The organism is Mesorhizobium erdmanii (assembly GCF_013170725.1).
Taxonomy (GTDB): domain Bacteria; phylum Pseudomonadota; class Alphaproteobacteria; order Rhizobiales; family Rhizobiaceae; genus Mesorhizobium; species Mesorhizobium erdmanii.
The window spans coordinates 6,360,292-6,377,373 of sequence record NZ_CP033361.1; the positions used below are offsets into that span (position 1 = coordinate 6,360,292).

The window sequence follows — 17,082 nt, forward strand, 5'->3', positions numbered from 1 at the left end:
CGCTCTGAAGTGCGATGTTCACACCACGCACGGAGCCGTTCGATGTCTGCACCGATGATTTCGCTACAGGGCCTTTCCGGCACGACAGTCTTCGATCAGTCGCCGGCGAGAGCGAAATCCGGTGGCTGCGCATCTTCATCCTGCGGCTCCTCCGCAAAGCCGCACGAGATGGACTCGGCTGTCTGGGAGAAGATCAAGGATCATCCCTGCTTTTCAGAGGAAGCGCACCACTACTTCGCGCGCATGCATGTGGCGGTCGCCCCGGCCTGCAATATTCAATGCAACTACTGCAATCGCAAATATGACTGCGCCAACGAAAGCCGGCCTGGGGTCGTCTCGGAAAGACTGACGCCCGACCAGGCGCTGCGCAAGGCGATCGAGGTTGCCAACCAAGTGCCGCAGCTTTCCGTGCTTGGCATCGCCGGACCGGGCGATGCCTGTTACGACTGGAAGAACACAAAGGCCACATTCGAACGGGTCGCCAAGGAAATCGCCGACATCAAGCTGTGCATCTCAACCAACGGTCTCGCGCTGCCAGACCGCGTCGCCGAGCTTGCCGAAATGAATGTCGATCACGTGACGATCACCATCAACATGGTCGATCCGCGGATCGGTGCCGAGATCTATCCGTGGATCTTCTATGAGAACCGCCGTTATACGGGCGTTGAGGCAGCCACGATCCTGCACGAACGACAGATGTCGGGGCTGGAGATGCTGACGGCGCGCGGCATCCTCACCAAGATCAATTCGGTAATGATCCCCGGCGTAAACGATGAGCACCTGATCGAGGTGAATAAATGGGTCAAGGAGCGCGGCGCGTTCCTGCACAATGTCATGCCGCTGATTTCCGACCCGGCGCACGGTACGCATTACGGCCTGAGCGGGCAGCGCGGCCCCAAGGCAATGGAGCTGAAGGCCCTTCAGGATCGTCTCGAAGGCGGCGCCAAGTTGATGCGCCATTGCCGGCAGTGCCGGGCCGATGCTGTCGGGCTGCTCGGTGAGGATCGCGGCAAGGAATTCACCCTCGACCGGCTTCCCGACAAGGTCACGTACGACGCCAGCAAGCGCGAGACGTACCGGGCAGTGGTCGCGCGCGAGCGGGGCGATCGCATGGCGGCCAAGAGCGAGGCGCTCGGGATGGTCAAGACCGCAGGCTCCGGCAAATCGCTTCTGGTCGCGGTGGCGACCAAGGGAGGCGGTCGCATCAACGAGCATTTCGGCCATGCCAAGGAATTCCAGATTTATGAGGCCTCGCCGAAAGGGATCGGCTTCGTGGGTCATCGCAAAGTCGAGCAGTATTGCCTCGGCGGCCGGGCCGAGGACAAGAGCCTCGACGGCGTCATCTCTACGCTCGAAGGCGTAGACATCGTGCTGTGCGCGAGAATTGGAAATAGCCCCGAGGATCGACTCAAGGAAAGTGGGATCCGAGCAACGGATGCTTACGGCTATGACTACATCGAGACCGCGATCGGCGCGCTTTACGCCGCCGAGTTTGGGAGCGAGCCACTGGCTGCGACGGCCTGAGCCGCCTCATTCTAACCGAACCGGAGATGAAAATGGCCTTTAAGATCATAGCTTCCCAATGTACCCAGTGCGGCGCCTGCGAGTTCGAATGCCCTTCCGGCGCGATCAAGTTCAAGGGCGAGACCTATGTGATCGATCCGAAAAAGTGCACCGAATGCGAGGGCACCTTCGAAACGCAACAATGCGCCTCGGTGTGTCCGGTGTCGAAGACTTGCGTCCCCGCCTGACCTCCATTTCGGCTACCGACACGGTCGAGGCGCCTCATCAGAATCATTGACCTCCTGTTGGAAAGCTGCAGACGGGAGAAAGGAACGGCCATGGGCCTCGAACGCGAACAGGACATCGAAATCCGTACACCTCCGCGATTCGCGCCGGGTGAGCGGGTCCGCGCCACACGCCATATAAAAAATGACGGCACCTATCCTGGCAAGGAGATCGGTGAAAACCTGGTGCGCAAAGGCGACGAGGGCTATGTGCGCGACATCGGCACCTTTCTCCAGCAGTTCTACATCTATGCAGTCGAATGGATCGATCGCGGCACCGTCGTCGGCATGCGTGCCCGTGAACTCATGAGCCTTGAGACGGCTCGGACTCCTTGCAGTGCCGAAATCGGTGCTGGTTTTAACGAAGGAACGGCCGGATGAAGGTAATGATCCGCAGGACCGGTGATGGCTTGTCGGCGTATGTTCCCAAAAAGGATCTCGAAGAGCCGATCATCAAGGCCGACAACGAACACTTATGGGGCGGGGTCGTGACGCTGAAGAATGGCTGGCGGTTAGTCCTGCCCGACCTTCCGCGGGAAACGCCTTTGCCGATCACCGTCGAGGCAAGGAAGATTCCCGACGAGAGCTGATCTTCGGGTTGACACAAAGAGAGCGGCAAAGGGATACGAGCATGAACACGATGACCTCGGGCCACCTCGTCGTTATTCGGGACAGTTTTGCTGAAAGGCAACTTGACCTTTTGAAGGCAGCGCTCGCGGCCGATCACGTAATTCCCTATCTCGGGCCGGGTCTGCTTGAGACCAGCTCCGCCGAACCGCTCGTACCGAATACCCCCGAAGCCGTTGCCGCAGCGCTCCACAAGCGCACGCCGGCCCCTTCGAAGATTCGCACCAACATGTGGTCGGTTGCGCAGTATATCGAACAGCGCCGGCACCGCCGCACGCTTAAAGTTTGGATGGCCGAAATATTCGCCGTCCCGGTGCTGCCGACCGTCTTCCATGCCTGGCTTGCAACGCTGCCGCTCTCCGTGATCATCGACAGCTGGTACGACGGTGCCATGCGCGCGGCCCTAATACAGGCCCGCCGAACGGACGTCGTTGAAATACAAGGGGTCCCACGGGCGCACGAGACCGGCGACATTTGGACGAAAGCCTACGATTTGTCCGGGATATTACTCGAATCCGCACCGACGGCGAAGACGGTTCTTTACGCCCCCCACGGCGGCGCCAGGCCGGCCGCAAACTTCCTCGTCGCAGATTCCGACTATGTCGAAGTGCTGAGCGAAATCGATATCCAGACGCCGATCCCTGACCTTGTGAAGGAACGGCGAGCCAGCCGTGGTCTTTTCTTCCTCGGCTGCCGCTTCAACGATCAGATGCTGCGCACCTATGCCCGACAGATCATGAAGCGCTCCAATGGCCCACATTTTGCGGCAATGGATACAGCGACGCTGACCAAGAACGAGCGCCGCTTCCTTGCAGCAAGCGCAATCACGGTCATTGACATGCCGACGGGTCAAGCCGCGGCCCGTCTCGTCGGATTGGGCGAGACATTGCATGAAGCCAAAAGGGCAATCGTTTGAGTCATTCCCAGACGTCTCAACAGCGATTGCCGAAAGGAAAACGGGCAATTCACTTGCGGGGTTTTCAACAACTCCGAGAGGCGCTGCTGTTTCGAGCCAGCACCTGGCTCTAACCCGCCGAGCGGAGCATCGCCCGCCGGCCGCACCAAGGTCGGCGATGCGGAATGCGCATAATGGAATATTGTCGCGGCGAGCGCTCGCAGATGATCGGCTTCACTTGGCGGCAAAAGGCAAAAGCCGTGCGCGGCACGATGATCATGAGCGCGTTGGGGCCGATGCCAATCGAGCTTGGCGCTCTGCAGACGCTCTCGAACGGTTGGTACAGGGCAAGCCGCTTCGTCTTCAACGAGACCCGCTGCTGCATGGGTTGTAAACGGCCGCATCATGGCGCATGCCTGCCGAGTATGTGTCCCTCTCTTCTGTTTCGCCTGACTGAATAAGCTTGCACCAGGTCGGACATGCAGTCCAACCAAGATGCACGCATCCACATCAAGCCCCATGAAGGCGAAGAAAATCCTCATACGTAGCTTGCAACCCGGCACCAAGAGACGTCTTGGCTTTCCAGCCAAGGTTACGCAAGCGCGTTACGTCCAGTAACTTGCGCGGAGTACCGTCTGGCTTCGTCGAGTCGAATACCAGATTGCCCTCCCAGCAGACTGCCGCCTTGACGAGTTCCGCTGCCTCGCGAATTGTGACATCCTCACCAACGCCAACATTAATCAGGGGCGCAGTGTCGGCGGCTGTCAAGGCGTCAAAATCCGAATCTGGCAGGCCAAGCAGGAACGCTATGGCATCACCTAGATCCGACGAATACATAAACTCTCGCCGAGGCTTTCCGGATCCCCAGACCCCCACCGAGGTGTCGCCGTTTACTTTAGCTTGATGAAAACGGCGTATCAGAGCAGGCAGAACGTGACAATTTTCGGGGTGATAATTATCGCCCGGACCATATAAGTTGGTCGGCATCAACGCGAGATAGCGCGCCTTGTACTGCCGGTTGAAAGACCAGCATGATTCAACACCTGCGATCTTTGCCAAAGCGTAGGGACGATTTGTCGCTTCAAGCGGACCGGTGAGAAGGTATTCCTCCCGTATCGGCTGTGGACAGTCGCGTGGATAGATACACGAGGAGCCAAGAAAAATCATCCGTTCGACGCCGGACGCGTAAGCGGCATCAAAAACACTGACTTGAATCGCGAGGTTGTTGTGAAGGAAATCGACAGGGGAGGTAGCGTTCGCCAGTATACCACCAACCTTCGCGGCGCACATAACGACGTAATCAGGTCGCCGCGACATGAAGAAGCTGCGCGTCTCGCTCCGATCAAATAGATCCAGTTCGTCGTGAGTGCGTGTTATTATCTCATAGGATCCTAACGCCTCGAGGGCTCTCATGGTGGCGGATCCCACAAGGCCGCGATGACCTGCCACGTAGACTTTCTTCATCTTTTTGTTTTCCATTGATAACGCTCTGGACGCTCCGTAAGAAGGCCACCATGGCACTGACAATAAGTCAGCATGGCGCGGCCGTTGTCAGCATAACTCTTGTGGACTGTGTGAATAATAACCCTGCTTCATCAGCACTGCGTCACGCTCTGCCATGTGCAAATCCTCCCGAACCATCTCCCTAACCAATTCGATGAAGGATATCTTGGGCTCCCACCCAAGTTTTTCTTTGGCCTTGCGGGCATCGCCGAGAAGTGTCTCGACCTCGGCAGGACGAAAATAACGGGGATCTACTTTTACGATCAGAGCTCCCGTCTTTGCATCGTACCCCTCTTCGTCGACCCCTTCCCCCACCCAACGAACACCGATGCCGAGTTCAGCGGCCGCGACGTTGACGAATTCGCGCACCGAATGTTGCTCACCGCTAGCGATCACAAAGTCTTCAGGTTGCTCCTGCTGCAGCATCAACCACTGCATCTGGACGTAGTCTCGAGCGTGCCCCCAATCGCGACGCGCATTAAGGTTGCCCAAGAATAGAGTCTGCTGCATTCCAAGCTTGATCCGAGCCAGGGCGCGCGTGATTTTGCGTGTTACGAATGTTTCTCCGCGCGCGGGTGACTCATGATTGAATAAAATGCCGTTACACGCATACAAATTGTAAGCTTCTCGATAGTTTACGGTGATCCAGTGAGCATACAATTTGGCAACAGCGTAGGGTGATCGGGGGTAGAAAGGTGTCGTCTCGGTCTGTGGCGTTTCCCGCACCAGCCCGTAGAGCTCAGACGTCGAGGCTTGGTAGTAGCGCGTATGCTCGACGAGCCCCAAGATCCGAATTGCCTCGAGGATACGCAGCGCACCCAAGGCATCGGAGTTCGCGGTGTATTCTGGTTCTTCAAAGGAGACTGCCACGTGGCTCTGAGCTGCCAAATTGTAAATTTCGTTCGGCTGCACCAGTTGTATGACGCGCGTAAGGCTGGACGAATCTGTCAAGTCCCCGTGGTGAAGGGTAAGATCAACGCCACTTTCATGAGGGTCATGATAGAGATGGTCGATACGGCCCGTATTAAAAAGAGACGATCGTCTTTTTATCCCATGCACAGAATAGCCCTTTTCCAAAAGCAATTCTGCGAGGTAGGAACCGTCTTGCCCCGTAATCCCGGTGATTAAAGCGACTTTTCTCTGCGACAAGCTTGAATCCTTTTTGATTTTGACGCGCCCAAGAAGATGCTCGCCTGCGGCGGGATTGCGTGGCGAAAAGGGGGCGCTTTGGGCAGGGCAACGGGGCCTCTGCGCGAAGGCAAGGGAGAGTTCGAGTGGGATGCCAACCCTTTCATGGTGCCGGGGGACGTTCGGAAGAATTATCAATCAAGATCAAACGACGCGGGTCATTCAAATCGAATTCAATAATGCGTGGCACGAAGAGGCGGGCATAGCGGGTGAAGGCGCTAGTCGGAGGAAAGCGAATTACAGTGTCGCACCTGCCGAGGAGATACATTTCAACGAGAGCGGAAAAACCCCCGTCGGTGCCCAGTGCTGCACTGTGTAAGGGGCCGGACTGATCCGCCTGGAAGCGTTTTGGAACGGTGAAAAGTTCGGGAAATACGCCCGACAAGTGATCAACAACCTGGGCGCTGTCCGAACACAAGAACACCCTTACAGGTCTCGGATGCGGTTGCGCTTTGGCCATACGAATGGCAGTACATACCTGCTCCAAGGCAACCTTCGGATCAGCCCAGAAAGGTGCATGATCCATAATATCCTCGCCGTTACCGTGGCGGACATGGACTCCAATAATGCTGTACCCGTCAAAGTGTTCGTGGTAGAGCGCTTCAATGCGATTCTCAATTTCGAACCTCGGTGTGATGCTTCGAAATATGGTTCGCTCTGCCTTCTCATCGCAGCGCCACATCAAGCAAGCATCACACACTACCGTGTCGGCTTCACAATCATCTTGGGCCTGTAAAAGATCGATTAGCTCGTCACGTTCTTGGAAAATCTGTTCATCCGGACGGTACACGCAGTCGATGGATGGCTTGTTCCACCACGACGGGAAAAAGGGGCCAGGGAATGAGACGTTGTTGATCTGGTCATCGCAAATGACCGGTACACCACCGATATCCTCAATTGGCTTGAAGAAAACCGCAAAGGCATTCGAAAAAGGGTTGTCAAGGTAACAAGAGCCGCGCCAATCTATTGCTAAAGCTCGCCCCGTTCGATGTGCGTAGTCCCAAGCCGACGCGAGGGACCACAGGCAATCACCGAAACCGGTGCGCCGTCGAGAAACAACGAAACGATCCTTCCTTGAACTGTCGATAAGCATCTACATTGCCTCTTTTCAGAACACCACAAGCATTAATGGGCTTGAATATGTCTGGCCCCACACACAGACCAGCCACCGGTGATCGTGGTCGTTGCCAATTTCATGGGAATAAGCTTCGCATCACGGTCATGAGCCGGGCCACGGCCATATTAGTATTGACTGCTATGCTTTAGCGCTTGACCGAAGTCTTGATGGATGCGATCAGCATCTATGTGATGCAACCGAACGCGGCGCTGCTTCCGCAATTGCCGCTGCTCCTTTTCGAGAACTTCACGCCTGATCTGCCGGCGTCGTTGAGATGAGCAGATCCGCGAGCATCGTTTCACTGGACCTCAGGCCTAGCAGCGGCCAGCTTCGAGAGCCCTCGAATGGTTTTGCGTGAACACCCCGGTCGGGTCGTAGGTCTTTCTCAAAAACTCAGAGATTTCGGGTGATCGGCAAGCTGCAACTCATTTTCCCAGCACAACCTCGACCCACGCCAGAGCGCATGCGAAGACTTCCTCTTTTCGGGTTCTTTTGTGCACCTCACGCGATAGAAGCAGCGGCGGTGCATGTCACGTGGCGATCTATGAACGACACGCCCGGATTGGTAAAATTGATTGTTTAGATCGCGAGCATCCACGCTATGGATAAGTGCCTCTCGCAGAAGGCGTCGAGGATGAGGTAAGCAAGCAGCTCGCGAAACGGGCGCTCGACAAAGGGCTTCAGGCTCTCGTCCAGCCGCTTGTTGATGGCCGAGAACGCATGGCCGCACAGCCAGCCGTGATCGCCTTGACCTTCCTGGTCGACACGCCCTGCACATACACCTCCGCTAGGTGGCCACCAAGGCGCGCTCCGAACGTTGGTAGCGCTCGAGCACTCGGTGGAGAAGAGGCCGGCTCGGTCCTGCGGAACCCGCAGCCGCAACACCCGTTGTTCTCGCTCGCCGGCTCGAGCCACCTCTGCGCGACGCCGCCGCCAAACTGTCAATGCCGTTCTGCGACGCCATCGCTCGATTCTCGAAACCGTCACTTTGCAAGAATGGCGAAACGTCTTCGTCAACCAGATTGAGACCGCAGCTAAATCATTCCACTTTAGCAATTCCGATGCACTGGACCCAACACATCATCGCAGCCTTTCCAGGTACCCGAGCAAGAAGGCTTCAGACACTGGCATTTCTTCGATAATCGGCCGCGTCTATCCCATGTCGTTTTAGCTTGTCGTAAAAGGTCTTGCGCGGCACTCCCAGGATTTCGATCGTCCGCTTCACGTCGCCGCCGCATTCCTGCAAGGCATCACGGATGACGGTCGCTTCATAAAGGCTAATTTTTTCGGACAACGGGAGGTTTGATACCGCTTGTTCCTTTCGACCGGGCGCAATGGGCGTGTCTACCTCTTCAAGTCCCAATGCAACGCGATCGGCGAAATGCACGAGTTCACGGACATTGCCGGGCCAATTGTAGCTCATGAGGCGATCGCGCACGCCAGCGCTTGTGTCGGGAACTGGCCTGCCGAAACGTTTGGCGGCGCGTTCCAGGAAATGTCCAAAGAGTATCGGGATGTCTTCGCGCCTTTCACGAAGCGCCGGGATGCGGAGCGTCACCACATTCAGCCGGAAATAAAGGTCTTCCCGGAAATCTCCGCGGGCGGCCGGGTCGCCGAGATCGGCCTTCGTAGCCGACACGATACGAAGGTCGATGCTGCGGGTTTCGTTCGTGCCGAGCGGCGTGATCTGCCGGGTCTCAAGCACCCTCAGAAGCTTCACCTGGAGTGCTGGCGGCATCGACTTGATTTCGTCGAGGAAGAGCGTCCCTCCGTATGCTCGATGCGACCGGTCCTGCGCCTCTGCGCGCCAGTAAAGGCGCCTGCCTCGTGCCCGAAAAGTTCGCTATCGATGACGCTTTCGGGCAGCGCTCCACAATTCAGGGCAACGAAGGGCTTCGTGCGTCGTTTGCTCCAGCGGTGAAGCAGATCCGCGACCACCTCCTTACCCGTGCCCGTCTCGCCTTCCACAAGGACATCCACATCGGTATCGGCGATCTGACGGAGAGTTTCGCGTAGTCGAATCATGGTCGGTGCCTCCCCGATCAGCGGGATATCGCCCGCAGATCGGACAACTGCATCCCTAAGACGTCTGTTTTCCAGGACCAGGCGCCGTTTTTCCGAAGCGCGATGCAGCGTCACTAGAAGCCGGTCGTTCGCATAAGGCTTTGAGATAAAATCGTAGGCGCCGTTCTTGACCGCGGCAACGGCTAGCTCGACGTCGCCATGCCCGGTGATGAGAACAACCGGAATGTCCGGGTCGATCGCCTTCACTCGCTCGAAGAGCTGAAGGCCGTTCAGTCCGGGCATGCGGATGTCACTCACAACAGGGCCATCGAAGTTCTCGTCGATACTGGCGAGCGCGGCCTCGGCCGAACCGAACACGCTCGGTGAGAAGGAGGCAAGCTTCAGCATCTGCGTGGCTGCGCGGAGCAGATCCTCATTATCGTCAATAAAAATGACCGGTCCTGTTTCAGCATTCATGCCGCGCGCCTCAGCTCGACCGTGAAGGAACTCCCTCTCTCCTGGCCGGCATCATCATGCCGCAACGAGCCGCCGAGCTCACGTGCGATCTCCTCCGAAATGACCAGGCCAAGACGGGACCCTTTTCCTTGTTGGTGATGAACGGCATGAAGAGGCTCCTGCGAATCTTGGGGGGCAAGGCCGAGGCCGTTGTCCCGATCGGAAATAGCGACCATTTCCCCGTTATCGGCGAACGCTATCTCGACCCGGGGCTCCGGTTGATCCTTCAGAGCGTCAAGCACGGTCTGGAGAAGGTTGACGAGGATCTGCTCCAGTCGCATGCGGTTTGCCATGACAATTGGAGATGGATCAATCCGCTTTCGTTCTATCGTCACCCCGGAATCGCGAATTCGGACTGAAAGAAGCGACAGGGCGTCGTCGATCACGTCTTCCGCCAGTATCGGTTCCATCGATCCACTGGCGCGGCGGGAGAAGGACCTTAGCGTTTCGGTGATCGTGCCGATCCTGCCGGTCATGGCGGCTATCGAGGTCAGATTCTCGCCGGTACCTTGCGACCGGCCGGCCCCAAGAAGACGCGCGGCATTTTCAGCATGGGTGCGGATTGCGGCGATCAGCTGGTTGACCTCGTGGGTGACCCCGGCTGTTCTCTGTCCCGAGATTGACAAGCGGTTCGCCTGGGCGAGTTCATTGCGCAGGCGCGCACTCTTGCCTCTGCGTTCTCTCGCTCGGCGATCTCACCGGCGAGCGCTTCGTTCGAGCGTTGGAGCTCCGCAGTGCGCAGTTCAACGCGATGCTCCAGTTCCGCATTCAGGAACACAAGCACTTTCTGCCGCTGCCGGGCCGCCCGGCCCCTCCGATCCATCGACCCGGCTCGACAGATAGAGCCCCGGCCGTGCGCTAACCGTGCCGAGCGCGTATTGCATAGCCGCGTCGTCCGCCATGGCCTCGGTGCAGGACGAGCGGAATCACTCGCTGCTTCTCGACCTCCCCTTTCAAACTGTCGGCCGCAAGTGGGAACGCGGCAAGAGCACGGTCGCGTAGGGCATACTGTGCTCTGGTGCCGGCGATGCGGCCCGTTGCAAAGACCACTAAACAGAGCGCTGCACCAAGAATTGCAAGCAAAACCGCAAGCCAGACAGATCGACCGCCAGCCATCTGCCAGGGAAGACCCATGGGGCGCGCTGGAAGGCGCCGTTGCCTATGTCTTCTTCTGCCATCGCATTCTTCAGACCGATCATTGACGAACCATAGTGCGGGGTTCCGCCAGAAGGGAAAGCGATCAGTGCGGAAAACCACACAATCTAACTGCGCAAATTGTAGCAAATACCCGAGACTCCTACGAATTCCGCGTTTCTTGGCTTGGCACGGCTCTTGCGACCAACATCGCAGCAGCGTTTGACCGGAGCGCCGCGATGGGAGAAGCCGCGGGGAGGAAGAGCCCGCCCGACCCGGTCAGGGAGAGAAAACTTACATGTTGGCCCCACTGCCCCCCAGCGCAAAACGCGCACCCCGCAAAACCCTTTGTGGCAAGCCTTACGTGCAGGTGCTTGTCGCAATCATCCTCGGAGTTGCAGTTGGCCATTTTTATCCGCAAATCGGAGAAAACCTGAAGCCCCTCGGCGATGCCTTCATCAAGCTAGTCAAGATGATCATCGCGCCCGTCATTTTTCTGACTGTGGCGACTGGAATTGCCGGCATGAGCGATCTTCAGAAGGTCGGCCGTGTTGCCGGCAAGGCGATGGTCTATTTCTTCACCTTCTCGACGCTCGCACTTATCGTCGGCCTCATCGTCGGCAATGTCATTCAGCCTGGCGCCGGCCTCAACATCGATCCGATCTCGCTCGACGTCCAGGCCGTCAGTGGCTATGCCTCAAAGGCCCATGAGCAGTCCGTGACCGGCTTCCTGATGAACATGATCCCGACCACGATTGTCGGCGCCTTTGTGGAAGGCGACATTCTACAGGTATTGTTCTTCTCCGTCCTCTTCGGCATCTCGCTGGCGATGGTCGCAGAATCGGGCAAATCGGTTCTTTCCTTCCTTCAGGACCTCACTGCACCGGTTTTCAAATTGGTCAGCATCCTGATGAAAGCCGCGCCGTTCGGCGCTTTCGGAGCAATGGCCTTCACGATAGGCAAATATGGCATCGGCTCGGTGGCCAACCTTGCGATGCTGGTCGGGACCTTCTATCTCACGGCCTTCCTCTTCGTGTTCGGGGTTCTCGGCGCAGTCTGTCGTTACAATGGCTTCTCGATCTTTTCTCTTATCCGCTACATCAAGGAAGAGCTGCTGCTGGTCCTCGGAACGTCCTCCTCCGAGGCCGCGCTGCCCTCTCTCATGGAGAAAATGGAGAAGGCCGGCGCCAAGCGCTCGGTCGTGGGCCTGGTCATCCCGACCGGATATTCCTTCAATCTGGATGGCACCAATATCTACATGACCCTTGCGGCCCTTTTCATCGCGCAGGCGACGAATACGGATTTGTCAGTTAGCGATCAGGTCCTCCTGTTGCTCGTCGCGATGCTTTCCTCGAAGGGTGCAGCAGGTGTCACAGGTGCCGGCTTCGTCACGTTGGCCGCTACGCTCTCGGTAGTGCCGGCTGTTCCCGTTGCTGGAATGGCGCTGATCCTTGGCGTCGACCGCTTCATGTCGGAATGCAGGGCACTCACGAATTTGGTCGGTAACGCGGTGGCATCGCTCGTCGTCGCCCGCTGGGAAGGCGAATTGGACCAGGCGCAATTGGAAGCTGCCTTCTGCGGCCACCAGCCTGCCGAGACATCAACCGGCCAGCCACTGATAGTGCCCGCGCCGGGCGAGTCGGCAGCATCGCTACCGATTGAAGCGCCTGGCTGGTCGCAAACGCCGGACAATCGAGCCGCGGGTTCCAAACAGAACCTCGCGGGCCGATGAAATCAAGAATCCCGAAATGCGGTGGGTGCGAAATCATGTGCGCCTTGCGAAGGACTCGCACCGGTCACGACACACAAGCCATCGATGAACCGCTTAATGCTTCCGAAGATTGCGAAGGTTCGTGAACCGGGCGCGGAGCTCGATCGGAGGCCGCCGCGGTCAACTCTCGTCGGCACGGCTGAACAATTCGCCAACGCTCTACGCAACGAAAGCGACCTTGGCATAGAGGAATCAATGATCTATGGGCATCGATGATGTCGAAGACGATCGGATGGCGCGTGGGTTCTACGTTTCGGCTGCTCCCTCGCGCCACGCCACGACAAGAATTCCGCTAGCGAACAGGATCAATGCAGGAATGACAGATTTTACTGAATCTTACCTTTACCGGGTTTCTTCCTGATGTCGTTTTGATCAGAGTCGGACAATGGCGAAGCGACCCATAATTGCTGATATCGCCCGGGAAGCCGGGGTCAGTGTTGCCACCGTTGACCGAGTTCTGAATGCCCGTCATCCGGTGCGGGAGGAGACTGCGCGGCGGGTCTTAGCAGCGGCACAGGCCATCGGATATCACGCCGCAGGTCTCATCAAGCAGCGCCTGCAGCGGGACCTGCCGCAATATCGGCTTGGCTTCATCCTGAGAAAACCGGCTCACCACTTCTACCAAGGATTAGCGCGTGAGGTCGAAGCGGCGGTCAACGCGGCGAATTGCTTCCATGGCACTTCGCTCATCGAATTCGCGCCGTCGCACATGCCGTGCGACCTTATTCCACTGCTCAAGGAATTCGGCGCGCGCTGCCACGCGATCGCCATGGTGGCGCCGGACCATCCGGCGATCACGGCAGCCGTCCAAGAACTCAAGGCGAAAGGCATCCCCGTTTTCTCGCTGCTTTCCGATTTCGCGGAAGGTGTTCGTGAGGGCTATATCGGCCTCGATAACCGCAAGGTCGGGCGGACGACAGCGTGGATGTTTTCAAAGATCGCAAGAAGGCCGGGAAAGGTGGCGGTTTTTGTCGGCAGCCACCGTTTTCAGGGGCAGGAGCTGCGGGAGGCCGGCTTTCGCTCCTATTTCCGTGAGAATGCACCGACATTCGAGCTGCTCGATCCGCTCGTGAACCTTGAGGCACGGCAGATCACCTACGAGGTCACGCTGGACCTCATGCAACGGGAACCCGAACTCACCGGCTTTTATGTGGCCGGCGGAGGTATGGAGGGAGCGATTTCCGCGCTCCGTGAAGAAGGCGAAAGCCGGGGTCTCGTCGCGATCGTTAATGAGATCACGCCGGAGTCGCGGGCAGCACTCGCAGATGGCATGATCACGATGTCGGTCGCCACACCCCAGCGCCTGCTTTGCCAGGAACTGATGACGCTAATGGCCAAGGCCATCAAGGTCGGCACTTCGGAGACGCTTGGGCAGACTTTTCTGCCGTTCGAAATCTATCTGCCCGAAAACATCTGAAAAACTGATAAAATACTATCATGAGAGGCCTAATTTCCTTTCGTCGATGAAAGAAAAGCAGCGGGAGTTTGGTTGACTCAACTCCCTCATTCCGGTCTCGTTTAACAAAGAATGATTGCTGCGCGGCGGAATCCAGTCAGCCGAGAACGATGACCCGCACTTCATGGAAGAGAAAGGAAAGCCATGCGTCGAGCATCGCTCCGCTTTGCGATCGACCGCATAGCGCCGCCCCAACTTGCCAAGGCCGCACTTGCCCGCGGCCCGGGCCTGACTGGCAGCGACATTAACTATCATCCCGGCGGCAATCTCCTTACTCGCGAAAAGCCCGCTGCAGACGTCCGTCTCGCTGGCGGACCAATCGTTACGACTGTCTCCATCAACGCCTTTTTGTGCTTCAATGAATCCCGGCGTGCCAGATCAAGGCAAGCAAACTCGTCGATTGTGCGGCGGCCTGCGGAGCGAAGACGCCGACGAATGCGATTCGCCAAGGACATCCACGCGCTGGACGACAGGCGCACTTGCCTCGGGCATCGATTTCATGGCGCGAGATGGATGATCACATGCAACACGATGCTCGCAACTCCGAGCAAAGTGCCAGGCGGATCTCGTCACGCTGCATATCGCTTCCAAAAATGAAAAGGCCCAATTCAAAGTCCGAGATGAATGACGTGGTCCCTGTTGTGCCGTTGCACGAGAGGGCTCTGGACATCTTTGAAACGTCAAAAGCGCTCACCGCTCCGTCTGGACTGGAAGCCACGTTGGCCAACGTCGTCGATCTCCTGCCATCGTTGGTGCAGGTGCGGCACGGCATCATCTCGCTCTGCGGTGGTGCCGGCATACCGGACATGACCGTCGGCGCCGGCTGGAGCGAAGACAGCGATGTGCGCTACCGGAAGCATCTGCCACGGACGGCGATCGACCAGATCATAACGACGGGCATGGCGCTCGTCGCCGAGAACATAGCGTTGGATCCGGCCTTTAACGCCGCCGACAAGGACGTGCTCGGGGCGTCCGACAACATGAATGTGTCGTTCATCGGCGTACCCATTCGCGTCGATGCGAACGTCGTGGGCACGCTGACCATCGACCGCATCCTGGACAACAAATCAGGTTCCCTTCTCGATCACGACCTCCGCCTCCTCACCACAATCGCCAATCTGGTTGGGCAGACAGTGAAGCTGCATCGCATGTTCGCGTCCGACCCCGAGCGACTGATGGCCGAGAGAATCCGGATGCAAAAGCAATTCGGCGAACTCGAGCAGCCTGGCCATGAGGGCAAGAGGGCTCATGTCAAGGGGATCATTGGCGACAGCCCGGCGCTGCGCGGGCTGCTCGAGAAGGTCGCGTTAGTGGCCAGGTCCAACAGCACCGTTTTGCTGCGCGGCGAATCCGGGACCGGCAAGGAGCTGGTCGCCAAGGCCGTTCACGAGCTGTCGGGGCGCGCCAAGCGGCCGTTCATCAAGCTCAATTGCGCAGCGCTCCCTGAGACGGTCCTGGAATCCGAACTGTTCGGTCACGAAAAGGGTGCCTTTACCAGTGCATTCAACACGCGCAAGGGGCGCTTTGAGCTCGCCGACAAGGGGACGTTGTTTCTGGACGAGATCGGTGAGATTTCGGCCTCGTTCCAGGCAAAGCTGCTGCGCGTGCTGCAGGAGCAGGAGTTCGAGCGCGTCGGCAGCAACCAGACGATTAAGGTCGACGTTCGCGTGATTGCCGCCACGAACAGGAATCTGGAAGACGCGGTTGCAAGGAACGAGTTTCGCGCCGACCTTTATTACCGCATCAGCGTTGTTCCCTTGCTGGTGCCGCCATTGCGCGAAAGGCGCGGTGATATTCCGCTCCTTGCCGCTGAGTTTCTCAAGAATTTCAACAGCGAGAATGGCCGTACGATGGTCTTCGATGCGAGTGCGACTGAAGTGCTGATGAACTGTGCTTTTCCCGGAAATGTCCGCGAGCTTGAAAATTGCGTGCAGCGGACAGCGACCCTCGCAGCGGGAACGCCAATCGTCAGAAACGACTTTGACTGCTCACACGGCCGATGCCTTTCCGCGATGTTATGGAAGCACGCGTCTAAGGAGACTTCGCCGAAATTCGAGGCGATCGCACCATCGCCACTAAACCCGGCCATGAAATCATCTGGTGCCTTTGCATCGGCCGCCGTTGCGACCCCGCCTGTTGACAGCGAGCAGGCACTGCCAGCGCCTGATCGGATAGGCCTCGTGAGCGACGGGAAGATGACCGATCGCGAGCGTCTCATCGCGGCGATGGAAAGATCCGGCTGGGTACAGGCAAAGGCAGCGCGCCTGCTTGGATTGACGCCGCGCCAGATTGGCTACGCGCTGAGGAAATACGGTATCGAGATCAAGTGTCTCTGAACGAGCTGTCGAACTTTCGATATGTGGCGGCCGCGCGACAGAGCGAGCGAGGCGAATAGCTGGGTCAAATCAAGGGTTGGTTCATTCGGCACGGACCTCCGCGAGGCGGTCCAGCCCCCTACCGGCGCCAAGAACGGCCCGCACGGCCGCCTGATCAAGTTGGTTGGGAACGCAGCACCGTTATGGTCGCTCTGTCGGTCCTGTCGATCGGCTCTGCGAACTAGTGCAATGAGGATTTGCCTGTGTAAAACCAGTTCGCCGGGTAGCCGGGCAGTGCGCCGGCGTTGTCGACGGAGTTCGCGGAACCGTCCCTGTAGTACCCCACCGTCTGAAAGATGAAGCTATTGCGTTCGATATCAACGAGAGCGATGACGTGCGGCCTCCACCCTAATCTCGGATCGAAATCGGTCGTCGGATCCTGGAAACGTGAGTCAACGCCCGCGGTCAGGTAATCCTTGCTGCCGTTCGCCGAATCCGCAGAGCATGTTATTGTTTTCCCCAAAAACGTGCGGTTTGTCGCGGCTTCTGTCACCGGAGAGTTCGTGCATGCCTTATCACCGTAGGGTCGGTGATCGCCCTCGCGGGCTAAAGATTGAGAGTCGCCTCGACAAGCGTCGGTTCTGTCACTGCGGTCAGGTCCCACGCTCACATCGTGCCGCTCATTTTCGATTGCTTCGGGAGTTGGTTGACCCCTAAGAAACTGTTTTAGCTGCAGGATAAGCTTTCTCATTGCAGTCTCCCGATGCTG

At 57.9% G+C, this 17,082-nt stretch carries 14 protein-coding genes and 2 pseudogenes; 9 read left to right on the plus strand and 7 right to left on the minus strand.

What is annotated here, in order from left to right:
• The first annotated feature begins 42 nt into the window (after positions 1 to 42).
• The 6 genes from nifB to EB233_RS30545 all read left to right on the plus strand — a co-directional run bounded on the left by nifB (position 43) and on the right by EB233_RS30545 (position 3,770).
• Entirely contained in the window at positions 43 to 1,524 is a 1,482-nt protein-coding gene (gene nifB, locus EB233_RS30520; protein ID WP_064987093.1) for a nitrogenase cofactor biosynthesis protein NifB, read from the plus strand.
• A 32-nt stretch (positions 1,525 to 1,556) separates the two neighbouring features.
• Positions 1,557 to 1,751 carry a 4Fe-4S binding protein gene (locus EB233_RS30525; protein WP_010913566.1) on the plus strand — a complete coding sequence of 65 codons (195 nt, stop codon included), beginning with the start codon at positions 1,557 to 1,559 and terminating at the stop codon, positions 1,749 to 1,751.
• A gap of 90 nt (positions 1,752 to 1,841) precedes the next feature.
• A complete protein-coding gene (locus EB233_RS30530; protein ID WP_019863281.1) occupies positions 1,842 to 2,168 on the plus strand; it encodes a nitrogen fixation protein NifZ in 327 nt (108 codons plus the stop codon).
• Entirely contained in the window at positions 2,165 to 2,377 is a 213-nt protein-coding gene (gene nifT / locus EB233_RS30535; protein WP_019863280.1) for a putative nitrogen fixation protein NifT, read from the plus strand. The genes EB233_RS30530 and nifT overlap by 4 nt, the downstream gene beginning before the upstream one ends.
• Positions 2,378 to 2,418: 41 nt before the next feature.
• Complete coding sequence (locus tag EB233_RS30540; protein WP_019863279.1) at positions 2,419 to 3,330, plus strand: SIR2 family NAD-dependent protein deacylase; 912 nt, start codon at positions 2,419 to 2,421, stop codon at positions 3,328 to 3,330.
• A gap of 173 nt (positions 3,331 to 3,503) precedes the next feature.
• Positions 3,504 to 3,770 carry a hypothetical protein gene (locus EB233_RS30545; RefSeq protein WP_155765393.1) on the plus strand — a complete coding sequence of 89 codons (267 nt, stop codon included), beginning with the start codon at positions 3,504 to 3,506 and terminating at the stop codon, positions 3,768 to 3,770.
• A 49-nt stretch (positions 3,771 to 3,819) separates the two neighbouring features.
• Here EB233_RS30545 and EB233_RS30550 read toward each other — a convergent pair whose 3' ends face one another.
• The 6 genes and pseudogenes from EB233_RS30550 to EB233_RS32040 all read right to left on the minus strand — a co-directional run bounded on the left by EB233_RS30550 (position 3,820) and on the right by EB233_RS32040 (position 10,263).
• Positions 3,820 to 4,773 carry a GDP-L-fucose synthase family protein gene (locus EB233_RS30550; RefSeq protein ID WP_167626481.1) on the minus strand — a complete coding sequence of 318 codons (954 nt, stop codon included), beginning with the start codon at positions 4,771 to 4,773 and terminating at the stop codon, positions 3,820 to 3,822.
• Positions 4,774 to 4,860: 87 nt separating this feature from the next.
• Entirely contained in the window at positions 4,861 to 5,961 is a 1,101-nt protein-coding gene (gene gmd, locus EB233_RS30555) for a GDP-mannose 4,6-dehydratase (RefSeq protein ID WP_019863276.1), read from the minus strand.
• A gap of 142 nt (positions 5,962 to 6,103) precedes the next feature.
• Complete coding sequence (locus EB233_RS30560) at positions 6,104 to 7,093, minus strand: nodulation protein NodZ (RefSeq protein ID WP_019863275.1); 990 nt, start codon at positions 7,091 to 7,093, stop codon at positions 6,104 to 6,106.
• Positions 7,094 to 7,729: 636 nt separating this feature from the next.
• Positions 7,730 to 7,999: pseudogene (locus EB233_RS30565) on the minus strand (transposase); the annotation flags it as partial.
• 235 nt (positions 8,000 to 8,234) lie between these two features.
• Positions 8,235 to 9,598: pseudogene (locus EB233_RS30570) on the minus strand (sigma-54-dependent transcriptional regulator).
• Entirely contained in the window at positions 9,595 to 10,263 is a 669-nt protein-coding gene (locus tag EB233_RS32040; RefSeq protein WP_223217812.1) for a sensor histidine kinase, read from the minus strand. Before EB233_RS32040 ends, EB233_RS30570 begins: the two are co-directional and overlap by 4 nt.
• Positions 10,264 to 11,069: 806 nt before the next feature.
• Between EB233_RS32040 and EB233_RS30580 the strand changes: the two genes are divergently transcribed.
• The 3 genes from EB233_RS30580 to nifA all read left to right on the plus strand — a co-directional run bounded on the left by EB233_RS30580 (position 11,070) and on the right by nifA (position 16,334).
• On the plus strand, positions 11,070 to 12,503 hold the full coding sequence (locus tag EB233_RS30580; RefSeq protein WP_019863272.1) for a dicarboxylate/amino acid:cation symporter: 1,434 nt from the start codon (positions 11,070 to 11,072) through the stop codon (positions 12,501 to 12,503).
• Positions 12,504 to 12,927: 424 nt separating this feature from the next.
• A complete protein-coding gene (locus EB233_RS30585) occupies positions 12,928 to 13,959 on the plus strand; it encodes a LacI family DNA-binding transcriptional regulator (RefSeq protein ID WP_019863271.1) in 1,032 nt (343 codons plus the stop codon).
• 659 nt (positions 13,960 to 14,618) lie between these two features.
• Positions 14,619 to 16,334, plus strand: a complete 1,716-nt coding sequence (gene nifA / locus EB233_RS30590; protein ID WP_171892275.1) for a nif-specific transcriptional activator NifA — start codon at positions 14,619 to 14,621, stop codon at positions 16,332 to 16,334.
• Positions 16,335 to 16,554: 220 nt separating this feature from the next.
• Here nifA and EB233_RS30595 read toward each other — a convergent pair whose 3' ends face one another.
• The gene (locus EB233_RS30595; RefSeq protein ID WP_064987091.1) at positions 16,555 to 17,064 is read right to left on the minus strand and encodes a hypothetical protein; all 510 of its coding nucleotides are present in this window, start codon (positions 17,062 to 17,064) and stop codon (positions 16,555 to 16,557) included.
• Positions 17,065 to 17,082: the final 18 nt, after the last annotated feature.

Excerpts from the sequence above, each read along its gene's own strand:
- EB233_RS30585 (WP_019863271.1), top strand. The coding sequence starts at position 12,928 with ATGGCGAAGCGACCCATAATTGCTGATATCGCCCGGGAAGCCGGGGTC.
- nifT (WP_019863280.1), top strand. The coding sequence starts at position 2,165 with ATGAAGGTAATGATCCGCAGGACCGGTGATGGCTTGTCGGCGTATGTT.
- nifB (WP_064987093.1), top strand. The coding sequence starts at position 43 with ATGTCTGCACCGATGATTTCGCTACAGGGCCTTTCCGGCACGACAGTC.
- EB233_RS30595 (WP_064987091.1), bottom strand. The coding sequence starts at position 17,064 with ATGAGAAAGCTTATCCTGCAGCTAAAACAGTTTCTTAGGGGTCAACCA.
- EB233_RS30545 (WP_155765393.1), top strand. The coding sequence starts at position 3,504 with ATGGAATATTGTCGCGGCGAGCGCTCGCAGATGATCGGCTTCACTTGG.
- EB233_RS30550 (WP_167626481.1), bottom strand. The coding sequence starts at position 4,773 with ATGAAGAAAGTCTACGTGGCAGGTCATCGCGGCCTTGTGGGATCCGCC.
- EB233_RS30530 (WP_019863281.1), top strand. The coding sequence starts at position 1,842 with ATGGGCCTCGAACGCGAACAGGACATCGAAATCCGTACACCTCCGCGA.
- EB233_RS30580 (WP_019863272.1), top strand. The coding sequence starts at position 11,070 with ATGTTGGCCCCACTGCCCCCCAGCGCAAAACGCGCACCCCGCAAAACC.
- EB233_RS30525 (WP_010913566.1), top strand. The coding sequence starts at position 1,557 with ATGGCCTTTAAGATCATAGCTTCCCAATGTACCCAGTGCGGCGCCTGC.
- nifA (WP_171892275.1), top strand. The coding sequence starts at position 14,619 with ATGAATGACGTGGTCCCTGTTGTGCCGTTGCACGAGAGGGCTCTGGAC.
- EB233_RS30540 (WP_019863279.1), top strand. The coding sequence starts at position 2,419 with ATGAACACGATGACCTCGGGCCACCTCGTCGTTATTCGGGACAGTTTT.
- EB233_RS30560 (WP_019863275.1), bottom strand. The coding sequence starts at position 7,093 with ATGCTTATCGACAGTTCAAGGAAGGATCGTTTCGTTGTTTCTCGACGG.